Origin of the sequence: Leclercia sp. S52 (assembly GCF_039727615.1) — a bacterium.
In the GTDB taxonomy this organism is placed as follows: Bacteria; Pseudomonadota; Gammaproteobacteria; order Enterobacterales; family Enterobacteriaceae; genus Enterobacter; species Enterobacter adecarboxylatus_B.
Map to the genome: position 1 here is coordinate 2,600,216 of NZ_CP152474.1, position 15,754 is coordinate 2,615,969.

A 15,754-nucleotide genomic window follows, 5' to 3' on the forward strand; every position below is an offset into this window, starting at 1 on the left:
CTAATACAATCAAATTATTGTCATGGATACATTTGATGAAAGCCCGCTACAAAGGGATCGTGGATCGCTACGCTGCGTTGATTCGATCTGCCGGGATCCCGGCAGGCACCCGCCTGCCCACGCACCGCACGCTCGCCGCCCGGGAGCATATCTCCCTCGCCACCGCGACGCGGGTCTATGCCGAGCTGGAGAAGATGGGGCTGGTCAGCGGCGAAACCGGGCGCGGGACCTTCGTCAGGGAGATCCTGCTGCCCTCGGGTCAGGGGATCGATCAGCAGGCGGTCGCTACCGATGTACTGGATCTGAACTTCAATTATCCCGCCCTGCCGGGCCAGGGGGGAGCTGCTGCGGGAGGCGCTCAGGCAGCTCGCCGCCGGAGGCGATATCGAATCGCACCTGCGCTATCAGCCGCATGCCGGCAGACAGACCGAGCGGGAGATTGTCGCCGCACATCTCGCGGGGCCGCATTTTCAACCTTCGGCGGACAATGTGCTGATTGTGAACGGTGCCCAGCACGGCCTGACCGTTGCAGTGATGGGGCTGCTCCGGCCCGGCGACGTGGTGGCGGTGGACGCCCTCACCTACCCGGGCTTTAAAGCCCTGGCGGCGCTCTATCACCTGGAGCTGCTCGCCATCCCCTGCACGGCAACCGGCCCGGATCTGGCGGCGTTACGCCAGCTCTGCCAGCAGCGTCACGTGCGGGCGGTTTACACCATGCCGACCCTGCACAACCCGCTGGGCTGGGTCCTGAACCACAAGCAGCGCAGAATCCTGGCGGAGATTGCCCGGCAACACGATCTGCTGATCGTCGAAGACACCGCCTACGGCTGGCTGATCCGCCGTCCTCCTCCGCCCGTCGCCAGCTTCGCCCCGGAACGCACGGTGTATGTCACCTGCTTTTCGAAAAATGTCGCGACCGGTCTGCGGGTCGGAGCGGTAGTCTGCCCGCCGGATCTGCGTCCGGCCCTCGAGAGGGCCATCCGGGCCACCACCTGGAATACGCCGTCGGTGATGACCGCCATGGTGTGTCACTGGATCCAGGACGGCACCGTAGCCCGCTTTGAAACGCTGAAACGACGCGACGCCCGCCAGCGACAGGCCGTCCTGAAAGAAATGCTGGGAGATCTGCCCTGCATCACCCATCCCGATTCGTACTTTGCCTGGCTGCCCCTTGCAGACGGATCCAGAGCCGATCGGGTCGTTAAGCAGCTGATGGATAACAATATCTCCGTCTCGACCGCGGAGCCGTTCTCTACCTCCGGCACGGTGCCGCAGGCGATCCGCATCGCCCTCGGGTCGGTTACGATAGATAATTTACGCCAGGCGTTAGTGCAGGTCAGAGCGGCGGTGGAACTGGAGCAGAGCCGTTAAGCCGAGTCGCTGATTAAGACTCGTCTTAAATTAGCCAGGAAAGTCAATTTTTCTGGCGCTTGATCACAGTAAATATCCCTCCCGAAATAATTCGCGCCACATGTAACTTTTGCTAACTTATTTATTAGCGTCGATATATTCTCCCCCCACCCACAAAAATGCCTAAAATATATTCAGACGGAGCACAAAAACGCACCGAAAGGCTTATTGAAGTTTCTGCCGTTCTGTCTACATTTATTTCTGCACACATTTGAAGAGGTTAATTTCCTCTCAACGAATATTCTCAACGAAACACTGGAGACATGTTATGACTAAACATCGAGGCGGTTCCGGCAATTTCGCAGAAGACCGGGAGCGTGCATCCCAGGCGGGCCGCAAAGGTGGGCAGAGCAGCGGCGGGAATTTTAAAAATGACCCGCAGCGCGCATCCGAAGCGGGAAAAAAAGGCGGGCAGAACAGCCGGGGCGGCGGCCGCAAACCAGCGGCGTAAGTTCTATAATATATTCTCTGTCTGACCCATTTTTGTCAGACAATATATTGGAAACGGCGAGACGGTATAAATACCGTGCCATTTACAGGCAGTTCGATTAATTATGCGGAGGTTATATGCTGCATTTGAGAAGAAGAGTTCGCAACGCACGTAATAATCATCGCACCAGTGATGATGTCGGCTGGATTATTCCGGGAGACGCAGAGCGTACCCGTTCGCCGGACAGTGGCCCGGCACTCCAGCTGAGAAGAGAGAATGACGCCAGCAGTGAGGTGAGGCTCAGCCAGCGTCAGTCGTATCTGGTCAACGCTATGGCGCACCGCGATCTGAAGTAAGCAGCTGTTAAGTGATGCAAACTTGTTGTGCTTTGTTATTTGCCCGGCCTTCCCCGCCGGGTTTTTTTATGTCCGCAGCGGCAGCCCGGCGGTCTCTCTGGCACGCAGCACCGTCAGGAGAGTGATCAGCGCCGCCACCATGACGTACAGCGCCGGTGAGAGCGGATTGCCGGTCGCGGTCAGCAGCCAGGCCAACAGCCACGGCGTCACCCCGCCAAAGAGCGCCACCGCAAGATTATAGGCAATCGCCATGCTGCCATAGCGGATGCGGGTGGGGAACAGCTCCGCCATCGCCGCATTGCTGGCGCCGTCAAAAGCGGCAATACACAGCCCGACCAGCAGCAGCCCCAGCACGGCAGAGAACACCTCTCCGCTCGCCATCATTTTCATGGCTGGCCAGGCGACGAGGATCAATCCCAGACACCCCACCAGCATCAGCGGCTTACGGCCAATCCTGTCCGACAGATAGCCCATAAAAGGCACCAGTACGGCGACGGCCAACAGCCCGAGGGTGGTGATGGTATAAGCATCCAGCGCCGGGTAGTGCAGCGCCGCCACCAGATAAGCAGGAATAAAAGTTTGCAGCATCCAGTGCACCACCGCCTTGATCGCCACAAACCCGATGCAAAAGCCCAGCGCCCGCCGGCCGGTGGTCACGGCCCTGTGCAGCGGCGCAGGTTCCGTTTGACGGCTATTCACCAGCGCCTGAAATTCGGGGGGAGTCCTGAAGATTGTTGCGCAGATAAAGACCAATCCAGCCCAGCGGCCCGGCTAACAGAAACGGAATGCGCCAGCCCCAGTCGTTCATCGCCGCCTCCCCCCAGTATCGCGGTCAGCAGCAGCACCAGGCCCGATCCGGCGACAAAAGCCATAAAGCCGAAGCTGTCGGTCCAGCAGGTGAAGTAGCCCCGGCGATCGACCGGGGCATATTCGGCCAGAAAGGTGGTGGCCCCTGCGCTTTCGCCCCCGGCGGCAAATCCCTGGATCATCCGCACCAGCACCAGCAGCACCGTGGCGAGCAGCCCGGCCTGCGCATAGGTGGGCAGTAACCCGATGGAAAAGGTGGCACCGGAGGTCAGCAGGATCACGGTCGCCAGCACCTTGCGCCGTCCAGTCCTGTCGCCGCGGGAGCCAAACCACAGCCCGCCGAGCGGGCGTATCACAAATCCGGCGCCAAACACCGCGAACGAGGAGAGCAGCGCCGTGGCCGGGTCGTCGGCCTGAAAGAACTGCATGCCGATAATGGTCGCCAGGGTACCGTAGAGCCCGAAATCGAACCATTCGACAAAATGGCCGATGCCGGTGGCGAGCAGCACCTTACGCAGTTGGCGGGACACGGGCTGCCCTTAACGCTTCTTCGGCATCATGCGCAGCAGGGTATTGTCTTTCCAGAAGTAGTGATGAAGCAGCGCGGCAAAGGCATGAATACCGATAATGAAGTACCCCAGGTTCGCCAGGGTGACGTGCCAGGCTTTCAGCGTGTCCACCAGGTCGAAATTGCCCTCGGCGGCGTGCGGCATCCCCAGGCCAAAGGCAAACCAGGTATTGCCCCGGTTATACATCATCACCAGGCCAATCAGCGGCAGCGCAATAAACAGCAGGTAGATGGCAAGGTGGCCTAAATGGGATAAGCCGATATACATCGGTTTTGGCTTAGGCACGATCGGCGGCGCGGGATATTTAAGGCGCACCAGCAGACGCGCCACCATCAATACCAGAATAGAGATACCGCAGGAGACGTGGATCATGTTGATCAGCGGGCGGTCACTGCGGGGGAAAAAGCCGCGAAACTCCATGGCGCAGTAGGCCACGATCACCAGCAGAAAAACCAGCCAGTGAATAGCAATTTGCAGGCCGGTGTATTTATTGCGCATAGTCTTTCCTGATAGAAGCTAAAAAAATTTAAAATAACCAGCTTTCCTTAAAAATTCATTAACTTTTGTCCCCGACTTTTCAAAAACTTCCGTGCAGATGAGGCATCTTCAATTGCCTCGCTGGGCTTCATGGTCTAAGCCTGGATGAGTTTAACGTCCCGTACATCACACAGGAGAAGAGCATGAGTAAGATTGGCATTAACGGATTTGGTCGTATTGGCCGACTGGTGCTTCGTCGGTTACTGGAAACCCAGGACAGTAATAGCGTGGTGGCAATCAACGATTTAACCTCACCGAAAGTGCTGGCCTACCTGTTAAAACACGACTCCAACTACGGGCCCTTCCCCTGGAGCGTGGACTTCACGGAAGACTCCCTGATCGTCGACGGTAAATCCATTTCGGTGTATGCCGAAAAAGAGGCAAAACACATCCCGTGGAAAGCCGCCGGGGTGGATCTGGTGGTGGAGTGCACCGGGTTCTACACCTCGCAGGAGAAGTCGCAGGCGCATCTGGACGCCGGTGCGAAAAAGGTGCTGATTTCCGCCCCCGCCGGGGAGATGAAAACCATCGTCTTTAACGTCAATGACGACACCATCGACGCCAGCGACACCATTATCTCGGTCGCCTCCTGCACCACCAACTGCCTGGCACCGCTGGCGAAGGTGCTGCACGATTCGTTTGGCATCAAGGCGGGCACCATGACCACCATCCACGCCTACACCGGCACCCAGGCGCTGGTGGATGGTCCGCGCGGCAAAGATCTGCGTGCCTCGCGGGCCGCAGCGGAAAACATCATCCCGCATACCACCGGCGCGGCGAAGGCCATCGGGCTGGTGATCCCCGCGCTGAGCGGCAAGCTAAAGGGCCATGCCCAGCGCGTACCGGTCAAAACCGGCTCCGTGACCGAGCTGGTGTCGATTCTGGAGAAAAAAGTGAGTGTGGATGAGATCCACCAGGCGCTGAAAAAGGCCACCGAGGGCAATGAGTCCTTTGGCTATACCGATGAAGAGATTGTCTCGTCGGATGTGATCGGCTCGCACTTTGGTTCGGTCTTCGATGCCACCCAGACGGAAGTCACCGACGCGGGCGACGTCCAGCTGGTGAAAACCGTGGCCTGGTACGATAACGAATACGGCTTTGTGACCCAGCTGGTGCGCACCCTGGATAAGTTCGCGGCCCTGTAATGCCACCGCGGACAGCCCTGCTGTCCGCAACCTGTGAGTCGGTGCTGGTTTTCATTTTGTTAACCCTGATATAACAAAGGCTTTCCAGAGAGGGAGCCTTATCATGGAGGCACTGAGCCGCGAAACATTAGAACAACAGATGGCGCAAGCCGTTAGCCGTTCGACTACCTTTACCATCTGGCCCGATCGTGAAGCCCCTGGCGCACGCACCAGCGACGCCGTTCTTACCCCTGAACCCCGCCACACGGGCACCTCCGACTACGATCGCGCCGTCACCGGCATCCGCGCGCCGGAGATCGCCGTTTACGCCCCTGCCCGCCCTAACGGCGTGGGTATTCTGGTGGCACCGGGCGGCTCTTATCGTCGGGTGGTGCTGGATAAAGAGGGCAGCGCGCTGGCCTCCTTCTTTAATGCCCGCGGCTATACCCTGTTTGTCATGACCTACCGCATGCCGGGGGATGGCCACGAAGAGGGGGCCGACGCGCCGCTGGCCGACGTTCAGCGGGCGATGCGCGCGATCCGTGCCGGTGCAGCGGAGTGGAAGCTGGATCCGGCCCGCATTGGGGTACTGGGATTCTCCGCCGGCGGGCACGTGGCGGCGAGCCTCGGCACCCGGCACGATGAAGTGGTCTATGCTCCGGTGGACGCCGCCGACGAGTTCCCTGCCCGTCCGGCATTTATGGCGCTGGTCTATCCGGTGATCACCATGGGTGATGCGCATCATCATTCAGGTTCGCGCCATGAGCTGATCGGGGATACCCCGACAGACGCGCAGATCCGCCACTACTCGCTGGAGGAGCGCGCCACCCGCGACGCGCCACCAACCTTCCTGCTGCATGCCGCCGACGATCCGGCGGTAAAAGTCGAGAACAGCCTGGCGATGTTCAGCGCTCTGCGCCGCCTGGGAGTGCCGGTTGAGATGCATATCTTCGAGCGTGGAAAGCACGGATTTGGCATCCGCGATGCCCAGGGGGTTGCCGGTAGCCGTCTGGCCGGAATTGATGATGAACTGGATTGCAACGAAGGTGTAGCCTGTAACGCCGGGTGGCGGCTACGCCTTACCCGGCCTACGGCACCGGTTTGGGTTTTTTGTAGGCCGGATAAGCGCAGCGCCACCCGGCAAGCAGGCGGTTGTGCGGCCTGATGCCCTAACCCCAGCCCTCTCCCACAGGGAGAGGGAGAAAACCAATGCTGGTTCAGGACTGCAAATAAACCACCTGGGTCTGCAGGTATTCATGCAAGCCGTGCTTGCCATCCGCCCCGCCGATCCCGGATTTACGCCAGCCGGCGTGGAAGCCCTGCATCGCCTCAAAGTTTTCGCGGTTGATGTAGGTTTCACCGAACTTCAGCCCTTTGATGGCTTTCATCGCCACGTTCAGATCCCGGGTGTAAATCGAGGACGTCAGACCATAGTCGCTGTCGTTGGCCATCTTCAGCGCCTCTTCCAGGGTGTCAAATACCACCACCGGCAGCACCGGTCCGAAGGTCTCTTCGTGCATGATGGTCATATCCTGACGCACGTCCAGCAGCAGCGTTGGCGGGTAGTAATACCCTTTCCCCTCGGCCGCCTTGCCGCCCAGCACCACTTTTGCCCCCTGCTGTACCGCCAGAGCCACTTTCTGCTCCACGCGCTCCAGCGCCGCCGCGTTGATCAGCGGCCCCATGGCAATGTCGTTGCGCTCGGCCGGGTTGCCAAACTGCACCGCCTTCATCGCTTCGCCCAGACGGTTCACAAAGCGGTCGTAGATGCCCTTCTGCACATACACGCGCTCGGCGCAGTTACAGACCTGCCCGGTGTTGATCACCCGCGAGTCGACAATGGCTTTAACCGCCAGCTCCAGATCCGCATCGTCCATCACGATGGCCGGGGCTTTACCGCCCAGCTCCAGGCACACTTTGGTGATGTTCTTCGCCGCCGCGGCCATGATCTTCTCGCCCGCGCCCACGCTGCCGGTCATGCTGACCAGGGCCACTTTCGGGTTGCCCGCCAGCTCCTGGCCCACGGTTTCGCCGCGGCCCAGCACCAGGTTAAAGACCCCTTTCGGCAGGCCAATCTCATCAACGATTTTGGCAAAGGCGATGGCGTTGTTTGGCGTGAACTCGCTCGGCTTAATGACGATGGTGTTGCCGGTCAGCAGCGCCGGCCCCAGCTTGCGGGCAATCAGGAAGAACGGGAAGTTCCACGGCAGAATGCCGGTGGTCACGCCGAGGGCGCGTTTGAACAGCAGGATGTTTTCGCCCGGGCGATCGCTCTGGATAATTTCGCCTTCGTAGCGACGCGCCCACTCGGCCATGTAGTCGAGATAGTCGGCGGTGAACGCCACTTCCACCTCGGCAAGCTGCTGGATTTTGCCGCCTTCGGCCACGATCAGGGCGCTGATTTCACTGGCGCGCTCACGAATACCGGCGGCAATTTTGCGCAGCCAGCCCGCACGCTGGATGGCGGGCAGCGCCTCCCAGTCAGCCTGGGCGCGCTCGGCGGCGTCGATGGCCTTGCGGGCATCTTCGGCGCTACCGTCGGGAATACGGGAAATGACCTCTTCGGTGGCCGGATTGATCACATCAATCCAGGCATCACCCTGCCAGGCTACAAACTGTCCATCGATATACATAGGATGTTGTACGGGTACTGTCATGACCTGCTCCTGTAATTGCACTGTTTTTAACAAGTAAAATTATTGTTAAAAACTACAGTTCCCGATCCGCAATCCCAGTCTATCGCGCTGTTTTTGTGAGATATCTCATAAAAGAAACGGGTCAGCAGGAGGAAATAATTACAATCCGACAACAAAGTCTGCCCGTTTGCGGGAAAGTCATCGCAAACGGGCAATGGACTACAGCAGAGAGCGGCTGACCAGCGCCCCGGTGAGGATGGCGTCGTTACGCAGGATCTGCCAGGCAGCCTCCACCTCGGCAGGAATATCGACATGCACGATAAAATCACGGCCAAGCGGGCCATAGCCGTTAATGTCATCGCGCAGGCGTGGGAGCTCACCCAGCACCAGCGACAGATAGCGTTCCACCGGCCACAGCCCCTCGCCGCCGCCGCGGAACACCAGCCCGTCGTCGCTGTTTTGCAACTGCGGGACGATGCCCGGATGACTGGTCCACGCCGGGGCATCCGGCTTATCGCGCCAGACCCGGGAAAAGGTCGCCATGGTGCGGCGCTGCATGGTCGGATCCTGCACCACAATCCCGCGTTTCACCCGTAATTGATGATGTTGGATCGTCGCGGCGCTGAAACGGGCATTTTCGCCGCAGTTGGTGGACTGATCTTCCACCAGCAGGCGCTCGGGCGGAATAGGCCAGAACTCACGGGCGATCTCCGCCAGAATAGTGGCTTCGGCTTTGCCGGTGGTTCGTACCCTGTTGTAGCGCGGGTGTCGGGAAATGGCGGCGTATAAAAAGGTGGTCGAATGGCCGATGCCGCCGCTGATCAGCAAAGGGATGGCGAGCTCCGACGCCAGACGACAGGCCGCGTCGATAGAGGGGATGACCGCATTACCGGCCAGCACCACCAGATCCGCCTGCAGCGCGGGCGGATTGTAGGGCAAATTATCTTCAGCGAGCCAGGCCCCGACGGTATTGACCGCGGCCAGCGTTTTATCGGGCAGAGACGGGAAGATTGTGAGACTCATCGTTACCTCCTTCCAGCAATAACGTTCAGGGTAACGCGCGGGCCGGCGGTTAACAGAGGATCCCTCTGAAAGCCAAATCGGCAGTTACCTTATAAGAATAGCCATTAAACTGAAATAACCAGAAACGTCCAAAAATCAGGCGGTTGCACCTGCATTATATGCTGCAATTTACGCCATTAAAAAAATTAAGCGCCAGAAAAATCCCCATCAAAAGCAGTGATTGCTGCTTATTTCAGCGTGATCTGACCAGTTTTCGCCTGCTCCCGCTTGCCAAAAGTAACAGCCATCCCTAAGTTGCTTAACAATTCGACAACCTTTTTCATTTCTGGGTTGCACCCGAAGCGCGCCGGGTGTCACCCGCTTCATCATCCACTGGGCGGGATCACGGGTATGACACAACAACACGAAAGCAGTACCGCAGTTTTACGCAAAAATAAGAAGGTGCTGGTCGCCAGCCTCACCGGCAGCGCCATTGAATGGTTTGACTATTTTCTCTACGGCACGGCCGCCGCGCTGGTCTTTAATAAGATCTTCTTCCCGATGGTCGATCCGGTCATTGGCCTGATTTTGTCCTATCTCTCGTTCTCGTTAACCTTCTTTATTCGCCCCATTGGTGGCGTGCTCTTCGCCCACATCGGGGATCGTATCGGGCGCAAAAAAACGCTGGTGTTAACCCTGTCGCTGATGGGAGGTGCAACCGTGATGATTGGGTTATTACCCACCTATGAACAGATTGGTCTCTGGGCTCCGGCCCTGCTGATCCTGATGCGCATTATTCAGGGGATGGGGATCGGCGGCGAATGGGGCGGCGCCCTGCTGCTGGCCTATGAGTACGCACCGGAGAAGCGCAAAGGCTTCTTCGGCAGTATTCCGCAGGCGGGGGTAACTATCGGCATGCTGATGGCGACCTTTATCGTCTCGCTGATGACCCTGTTCAGCGAAGAGGATTTCCTCTCCTGGGGCTGGCGTATTCCGTTCCTGCTGAGTTCGGTGCTGGTGCTGTTAGGCCTGTGGATCCGCAAGGATATCGACGAAACGCCGGAGTTTAAAAAGGTCAAAGCCTCCGGCAAGGTGGCCAAAGCCCCGCTGCGCGACACCCTGAAATACCACTGGCGCGAAGTGCTGATCGCCGCCGGGCTGAAGGTGGTTGAGACCGCGCCCTTCTATATCTTCTCCACCTTTGTGGTCAGCTACGCCACCACCACGCTCAGCTATCAAAAATCGCAGGCGCTGGAGGCGGTGACCCTCGGGGCGCTGGTGGCGACCATCATGATCCCGCTGATGGGGCTGCTGTCGGATAAGGTCGGTCGCCAGCGGATGTATGCCGTCAGCGTTTTTGTCCTCGGCCTGTTTATCGTACCCTGGTTTATGTTGCTCAATACCGGCACCACCTGGGGCATCGTGCTGGCGACGGTGATCGCCTTCGGCGTGCTGTGGGCGCCGGTCACCGCAGTGCTCGGCACCCTTTGTTCAGAAATTTTCACCGCCAACGTGCGCTATACCGGTATCACCCTCGGCTATCAGCTGGGTGCGGCTCTGGCGGGCGGCACCGCGCCGCTGATCGCCACCGGCCTGCTGGCGAAATATAACGGCGACTGGGTGCCGGTGGCCTGGTATCTGGCGATCACAGTGACTATCTCCCTGATTGCTATCTTCTGCGCCAGCCGGGTTAAACGCGCCCCGGTCGTCAACGCCCGGACCAACGAACTCTGATCCCCAGGCGGCCAGCGTCGCTGGCCGCTATCATACTGACCGCTCACATTTGCTTAACCCGCGATTATCATATTCACTTGATACGGGCTTTGCGTCAGACGTAGAATCATTAGCCCTCTAACTATTCATTAATTCAATAGGTAATGACCGCTATGCGACTGCCCCAACGCGACCCCTATGCTCCTCGCGAGTGGCAGCCTCACGAAAAGCCGATGCTGTTAGGCTCCCCGTCCACGCCGGTGCACAGCACCCCAAAACGCATCGCCTACGGGGTGGTGGGTTTGCTGGTCTGCCTGACCGGAGCGCTGGGCAATGCGATGGTCGCGGCCAACCTGCAAAATTTGCAGGGCACTTTCTCCGCCTGGTCCACCGAGATCGCCTGGCTACCGGCGGTGTACGTGATGACCAACGTGTCGATCAACCTGCTGCTGGTGAAGTTTCGCCAACAGTTTGGCCTGCGCGCCTTCACCGAAGGCTTTCTGGTGCTGTATGTGCTGGTCACCTTCTTTCACCTGTTCGTCAACGATCTCAGCTCGGCCCTGATGGTGCGCGCCGCCCACGGCATGGTCGCCGCGGCGCTGAGTTCGCTGGGGATCTACTATCAGATCCAGGCCTGGCCAGCGAAACATCGCCTGAAAGCGCTCACCATCGGCATCACCGGCTCGTCGCTGGCGATCCCCATTGCGCGGCTGTTCTCCACCGAGCTGCTGCAGCTGGACGAGTGGCGCGGGCTCTACCTCTTCGAGCTGGGCCTGGCGCTGATCTCGCTGGGCTGCGTGATCGCCCTCAAGCTGCCCCCCGGCGACCGGCGCAAGGTGTTCGAGAAGAAAGATTTCATCACCTTTATCCTGCTTGCGCCGGGGATGGCACTGCTGTGCGCGGTGCTGTCGCTCGGACGGCTCGACTGGTGGTTTGAAGCGCCCTGGATCGGCTGGGCGCTGGCGGGTTCGCTGGTGCTGATTGTCTCGGCGGTGGTCTTCGAGCATAACCGCAGCAACCCGCTGCTGAATACCCGCTGGCTCTCCAGCGGCAGTATCCTGCGCCTGGGACTGATCATGCTGCTGATCCGGATCGTGCTGGCTGAGCAAAACACCGGGGTGATTGGCTGGCTGCAGTATGTCGGCCTGCAGAACGAACAGATGACCCATCTGGCGTGGGCGATTTTTGCCGGGATCCTCTGCGGCATCGCCGCCAGCTGCCTGACCATTAAACCGACTAAACTCGCCTGGCCGATTGTCACCTCGCTGGTGCTGATGATTATCGCCTCGCTGCTCGACAGCCAGTCCACCAGCCTCACCCGTCCGGATCAGCTGATGCTGAGCCAGTTTTTGCTGGGCTTCGGCAGCGCCTTCTTCCTCGCCCCGGCAATGCTGGCCGGGATCGGCGGGGTGATTGCCGACCCGCGTAACCTGGTCAGCTTTTCGGTGCTGTTCGGCATGAGCCAGAACATTGGCGGCCTGCTGGGTTCCGCTATTCTCGGTACCTTTCAGACCTGGCGCGAGAAGTACCACTCCGGCCTGCTGGCCGAACAGCTTACCAGCCTCAACCCGCTGGTAAATGAGCGGTTGCAGCTCTACAGCCAGATGTACCAGAGCCAGATTGGCGACAGCGCCCTGCTGAGCACCCAGGCCGGGCTCCAGCTACAGACCGCCAGCACGCTGGAGGCAAATATTCTGGCTTACAACGATACTTATCTTCTGACGGCTGGCATTGCCACCGCCACGCTGGTCTGGATTTTATGGCGCTTGCTGCGCCTGCGCATCACTGCCCGTCTGGCGCTGAAAAAGGCCACCGGCAGTCAGTAATGGATAAAAATTAATGATGTTTCTGGAGAAGTTATGAGTCAGCAGGATGCCGCTAAAGAGCAGGCCAATACCCGTAATAATCTGCGCGTGGTGTCAGTGTTCGCCGCCGCCGCGATCGGCATCGTTGGCGTGCTGGTGATCCTCTACGCCTGGCAGCTACCGCCCTTTACCCGCCACGTCCAGTTCACCGATAACGCCTACGTGCGCGGCCAGACCACCTTTATCAGCCCCCAGGTCAACGGCTATATCACCGAGGTGAAGGTGCAGGATTTTGAGCAGGTGAAGAAAGGCGACCTGCTGCTGCAGATCGACGATCGTATCTATCGCCAGCGGGTGCATCAGGCCGAGGCCCAGCTGGCAATGAAAATCGCCACCCTGAACAACAACCTGCAGCAGCGTAAAAGCGCCGAAGCGGTGATCCAGCGTAACGAGGCAGCGCTGAAAAACGCCCGGGCGCAGAGCCAGAAAACCCAGGCCGACCTGAAACGGGTAAAAGACCTCACCGCCGACGGCTCGCTGTCGATCCGCGAGCGGGATGCCGCCCTGGCGAGTGCCGCTCAGGGCAGCGCCGATATCGACCAGGCGAAAGCCACGCTGGAGATGTCGCGCCAGGATCTGCAAACCGCGATCGTCAACCGCGCCGCGCTGGAGGCCGACGTCGAAAACGCGAAGGCGGCCCTTGAGCTGGCGCAGATCGACCTGCAGAACACCCGCATCGTGGCTCCGCGCGACGGCCAGCTCGGGCAGATCGCCGTCCGCCTGGGCGCCTATGTGACCGCCGGGACCCACCTCACCACCCTGGTGCCGCCGCAGCACTGGGTGATCGCCAATATCAAAGAGACCCAGCTGGCGAACCTGCGCGTCGGCCAGCCGGTGAAATTCACCGTCGATGCCCTGAACGACAAAGCCTATGAAGGCCGGGTGCAGAGCATTTCCCCCGCCACCGGAGTGGAGTTCAGCGCCATTACCCCGGATAACGCCACCGGCAACTTCGTCAAGATTGCCCAGCGTATTCCGGTGCGCATTGAGGTGCTCGGCAAGGCAGAGGACGCAGCGCGGCTGCGCCCGGGGATGTCGGTGCAGGTGACGATTGATACCCGGGAGGCCGAATGATCCGCCGCCCGCTTACCGCCCTGTTGATTGCCACCGCCCTGAGCGCCTGTCAGTCAGTGGATGTCGCTCCGGCGAAACCGACATTGCAGATCCCCGCCCAGTGGCGCGCCAGCACCGGCCCCGCCAGCCCGGCAGAACAGATGTGGTGGCGCAACTTTCATGACAACCAGCTCAACCACTATGTCGATCGAGCCCTGCGCAATAACAGCGACGTGCTGATCGCCCGGGAGCGGATCAACGAGTATCAGGCACGGGTCTATGCCAGCGAGGGCAATCTGTTTCCGACCCTGGAGGCCGATCTGAATGCCGGTCGCGCCCGGTCCCAGTCGGCGGCCACCGGTCTGCCCACCTACGGCGCGCTGTACAAAGGCAGCCTGACCGCCAGCTATGATGTGGACATCTGGGGCGTGAACCGCCGCACTGCCGATGCCGCTCAGGCAAGCCTCGAGGCGCAAAAGGCCGCTGCCGCCGCGGCGGATCTGACGGTGGCCTCCTCGGTGGCCTCGGGCTATGTCACCCTGCTGGCGCTGGACGAGCAGCTCCGGGTGACGCAGTCGACCCTCAAAGCGCGGGAAGAGGCTTTTAACCTGGCGCAACGGCAGTATCAGACCGGCTACAGCTCGCGTCTTGAGCTGATGCAGTCCGACTCCGAGCTGCGCTCAACGCGGGCGCAGATCCCACAGGTGCAGAACCAGATTGCCCGTCAGGAGAACGCGCTCACCCTGCTGCTGGGCGGCAACCCGGGGGCGATCGCCCGCAGCGCGGATTTCGACACCCTGACCCCGCTGCGTATCCCGTCGCAGCTGCCGTCGTCGCTGCTTAATCGCCGCCCGGACATTGTGCAGGCGGAACGCCAGCTGATCGCCGCCGATGCCTCCCTGGCGTCCGCGCGCGCCAGCCTGCTGCCGTCGATCAACCTGACCGCGACCGGATCGATTCAGGATCGCACCCTGCCCGGCCTGCTGGATAATCCGCTGGAGCTGTGGAGCATCGGCGGCAGTATTCTGGCTCCGCTGCTGAACCGGCAGGCGCTGAACGCCCAGGTGGACATCGGCCAGTCGCAGCGCAACCAGGCGCTCTACAGCTATGAAAAAACCGTGCGCAACGCCTTTAAAGAGGTCAACGACAGCCTCGATGCCATCACCCGCTACGGCGAGCAGCTGACCGAGCTGGTGGCTCAGCAGGAGGTTGCCCAGGAGACATTGCGGATCGCCCGGAACCGCTATAACAACGGCTATTCGTCCTATCTGGACGTGCTGGACGCCCAGCGCACGCTGTTCTCGGTGCAGACCAGCGTGGTGCAGGCGAAAAATAATCTGCTGCTGGCGCAGATCGATTTGTATAAGGCGCTCGGTGGTGGGTGGTCTGAAAACATGCCCGGTGGCGCTACGCTTACCGGGCCTACAGGATCGTAGGCCGGGCAAGCGGATGCGCCGCCCGGCGTTTTTGGGTGGCAATTCACACTAAGGGGTTAATCTATGCAACAACAGTGGTCTGCCGTCGATAATTACATCATTTCCGAGCTTATTCCTCAGGATGAGGTGCTCCAGCAGGTGCTGGAGAATAACCAGCGCGCCGGTTTACCGGCGCACGACGTCGCCGCCAATCAGGGTCAGCTGCTGGCGCTCTTTGTGCGCATGACTCAGGCCAGGCGCATTCTGGAGATTGGCACCCTGGGAGCCTACAGCAGCATCTGGATGGCGCGTGCCCTGCCGCCGGACGGCAAGCTGATTACCCTTGAGGCCGATCCGGTTCACGCGAAGGTCGCGCGCCAGAACATCCATCTGGCAGGGCTGGATTCGCGTATCGAGCTGATCGAAGGCCCGGCGCTGCTCTCCCTTGAACGCTTCGACACCATCCCGCCGTTTGATCTGATCTTTATCGATGCCGACAAACCGAACAATCCTGGCTATCTGGAGTGGGCGCTGCACTACTCCCGGCCGGGAACGTTGATTATCGGCGACAACGTGGTGCGTGACGGGGAGGTGATTAACTGCCAGAGCGATGATGCCCGGGTGCACGGCGTGCGGCGCTTTATTGAGATGAGTGGCGATAACCCGCGCCTGACCGCGACGGCGCTGCAGACGGTGGGCATGAAGGGGTGGGATGGGTTTACGCTGGCGATGGTAAACGGTTAAAGCATTGTGCGGCCTGATGCCCTCACCCCGGCCCTCTCCCACAGGGAGAGGGTGAACACCGTAGGCCGGGCAAGCGAAGCGCCGCCCGGCGTT

11 protein-coding genes and 3 pseudogenes are annotated in these 15,754 nt (G+C 60.1%); 10 read left to right on the top strand and 4 right to left on the bottom strand.

Going from position 1 to position 15,754, the window contains the following annotated elements; genetic code table 11:
- Window positions 1-35 precede the first annotated feature (35 nt).
- The 3 genes and pseudogenes from AAHB66_RS12495 (at window position 36) to AAHB66_RS12505 (ending at window position 2,196) form a co-directional block, all read left to right on the top strand.
- Window positions 36-1,371: pseudogene (locus AAHB66_RS12495) on the top strand (PLP-dependent aminotransferase family protein).
- Between the two features lie 307 nt (window positions 1,372-1,678).
- Window positions 1,679-1,861: a general stress protein gene (locus AAHB66_RS12500; protein ID WP_039028538.1), complete on the top strand. Its 183-nt coding sequence runs from the start codon at window positions 1,679-1,681 to the stop codon at window positions 1,859-1,861.
- A gap of 116 nt (window positions 1,862-1,977) precedes the next feature.
- Entirely contained in the window at window positions 1,978-2,196 is a 219-nt protein-coding gene (locus AAHB66_RS12505; RefSeq protein WP_347113129.1) for a hypothetical protein, read from the top strand.
- Between the two features lie 66 nt (window positions 2,197-2,262).
- Here the strand turns inward: AAHB66_RS12505 and AAHB66_RS12510 are convergent.
- Both AAHB66_RS12510 and cybB read right to left on the bottom strand, forming a co-directional pair.
- A pseudogene (locus AAHB66_RS12510) lies at window positions 2,263-3,533 on the bottom strand (MFS transporter).
- Window positions 3,534-3,542: 9 nt separating this feature from the next.
- Window positions 3,543-4,070, bottom strand: coding sequence for a cytochrome b561 (gene cybB / locus AAHB66_RS12515; protein WP_142489650.1), 528 nt, complete (start codon window positions 4,068-4,070; stop codon window positions 3,543-3,545).
- A 182-nt stretch (window positions 4,071-4,252) separates the two neighbouring features.
- On the opposite strand from cybB, the gene gap reads away from it, so the two are divergent.
- Window positions 4,253-5,254, top strand: a complete 1,002-nt coding sequence (gene gap, locus AAHB66_RS12520; protein ID WP_347113130.1) for a type I glyceraldehyde-3-phosphate dehydrogenase — start codon at window positions 4,253-4,255, stop codon at window positions 5,252-5,254.
- A gap of 103 nt (window positions 5,255-5,357) precedes the next feature.
- Window positions 5,358-6,285: pseudogene (locus AAHB66_RS12525) on the top strand (alpha/beta hydrolase).
- A gap of 165 nt (window positions 6,286-6,450) precedes the next feature.
- Here AAHB66_RS12525 and aldA read toward each other — a convergent pair.
- Together aldA and AAHB66_RS12535 are read right to left on the bottom strand one after the other, a co-directional pair.
- Window positions 6,451-7,890 carry an aldehyde dehydrogenase gene (gene aldA, locus AAHB66_RS12530; protein ID WP_347113131.1) on the bottom strand — a complete coding sequence of 480 codons (1,440 nt, stop codon included), beginning with the start codon at window positions 7,888-7,890 and terminating at the stop codon, window positions 6,451-6,453.
- A gap of 198 nt (window positions 7,891-8,088) precedes the next feature.
- Window positions 8,089-8,892 (bottom strand): YdcF family protein, encoded by an 804-nt coding sequence (locus AAHB66_RS12535; RefSeq protein WP_347113133.1) that lies wholly within the window; start codon window positions 8,890-8,892, stop codon window positions 8,089-8,091.
- 390 nt (window positions 8,893-9,282) lie between these two features.
- On the opposite strand from AAHB66_RS12535, the gene AAHB66_RS12540 reads away from it, so the two are divergent.
- The 5 genes from AAHB66_RS12540 (at window position 9,283) to AAHB66_RS12560 (ending at window position 15,661) form a co-directional block, all read left to right on the top strand.
- On the top strand, window positions 9,283-10,605 hold the full coding sequence (locus AAHB66_RS12540) for an MFS transporter (protein WP_347113134.1): 1,323 nt from the start codon (window positions 9,283-9,285) through the stop codon (window positions 10,603-10,605).
- Between the two features lie 158 nt (window positions 10,606-10,763).
- Window positions 10,764-12,410 carry an MFS transporter gene (locus AAHB66_RS12545; protein WP_347116478.1) on the top strand — a complete coding sequence of 549 codons (1,647 nt, stop codon included), beginning with the start codon at window positions 10,764-10,766 and terminating at the stop codon, window positions 12,408-12,410.
- Window positions 12,411-12,443: 33 nt separating this feature from the next.
- Window positions 12,444-13,523, top strand: coding sequence for an HlyD family secretion protein (locus AAHB66_RS12550; protein ID WP_347113135.1), 1,080 nt, complete (start codon window positions 12,444-12,446; stop codon window positions 13,521-13,523).
- Window positions 13,520-14,938, top strand: coding sequence for an efflux transporter outer membrane subunit (locus AAHB66_RS12555; RefSeq protein WP_347113136.1), 1,419 nt, complete (start codon window positions 13,520-13,522; stop codon window positions 14,936-14,938). The genes AAHB66_RS12550 and AAHB66_RS12555 overlap by 4 nt, the downstream gene beginning before the upstream one ends.
- Before the next feature lie 63 nt (window positions 14,939-15,001).
- Window positions 15,002-15,661 (top strand): O-methyltransferase, encoded by a 660-nt coding sequence (locus tag AAHB66_RS12560; RefSeq protein WP_347113137.1) that lies wholly within the window; start codon window positions 15,002-15,004, stop codon window positions 15,659-15,661.
- Window positions 15,662-15,754: the final 93 nt, after the last annotated feature.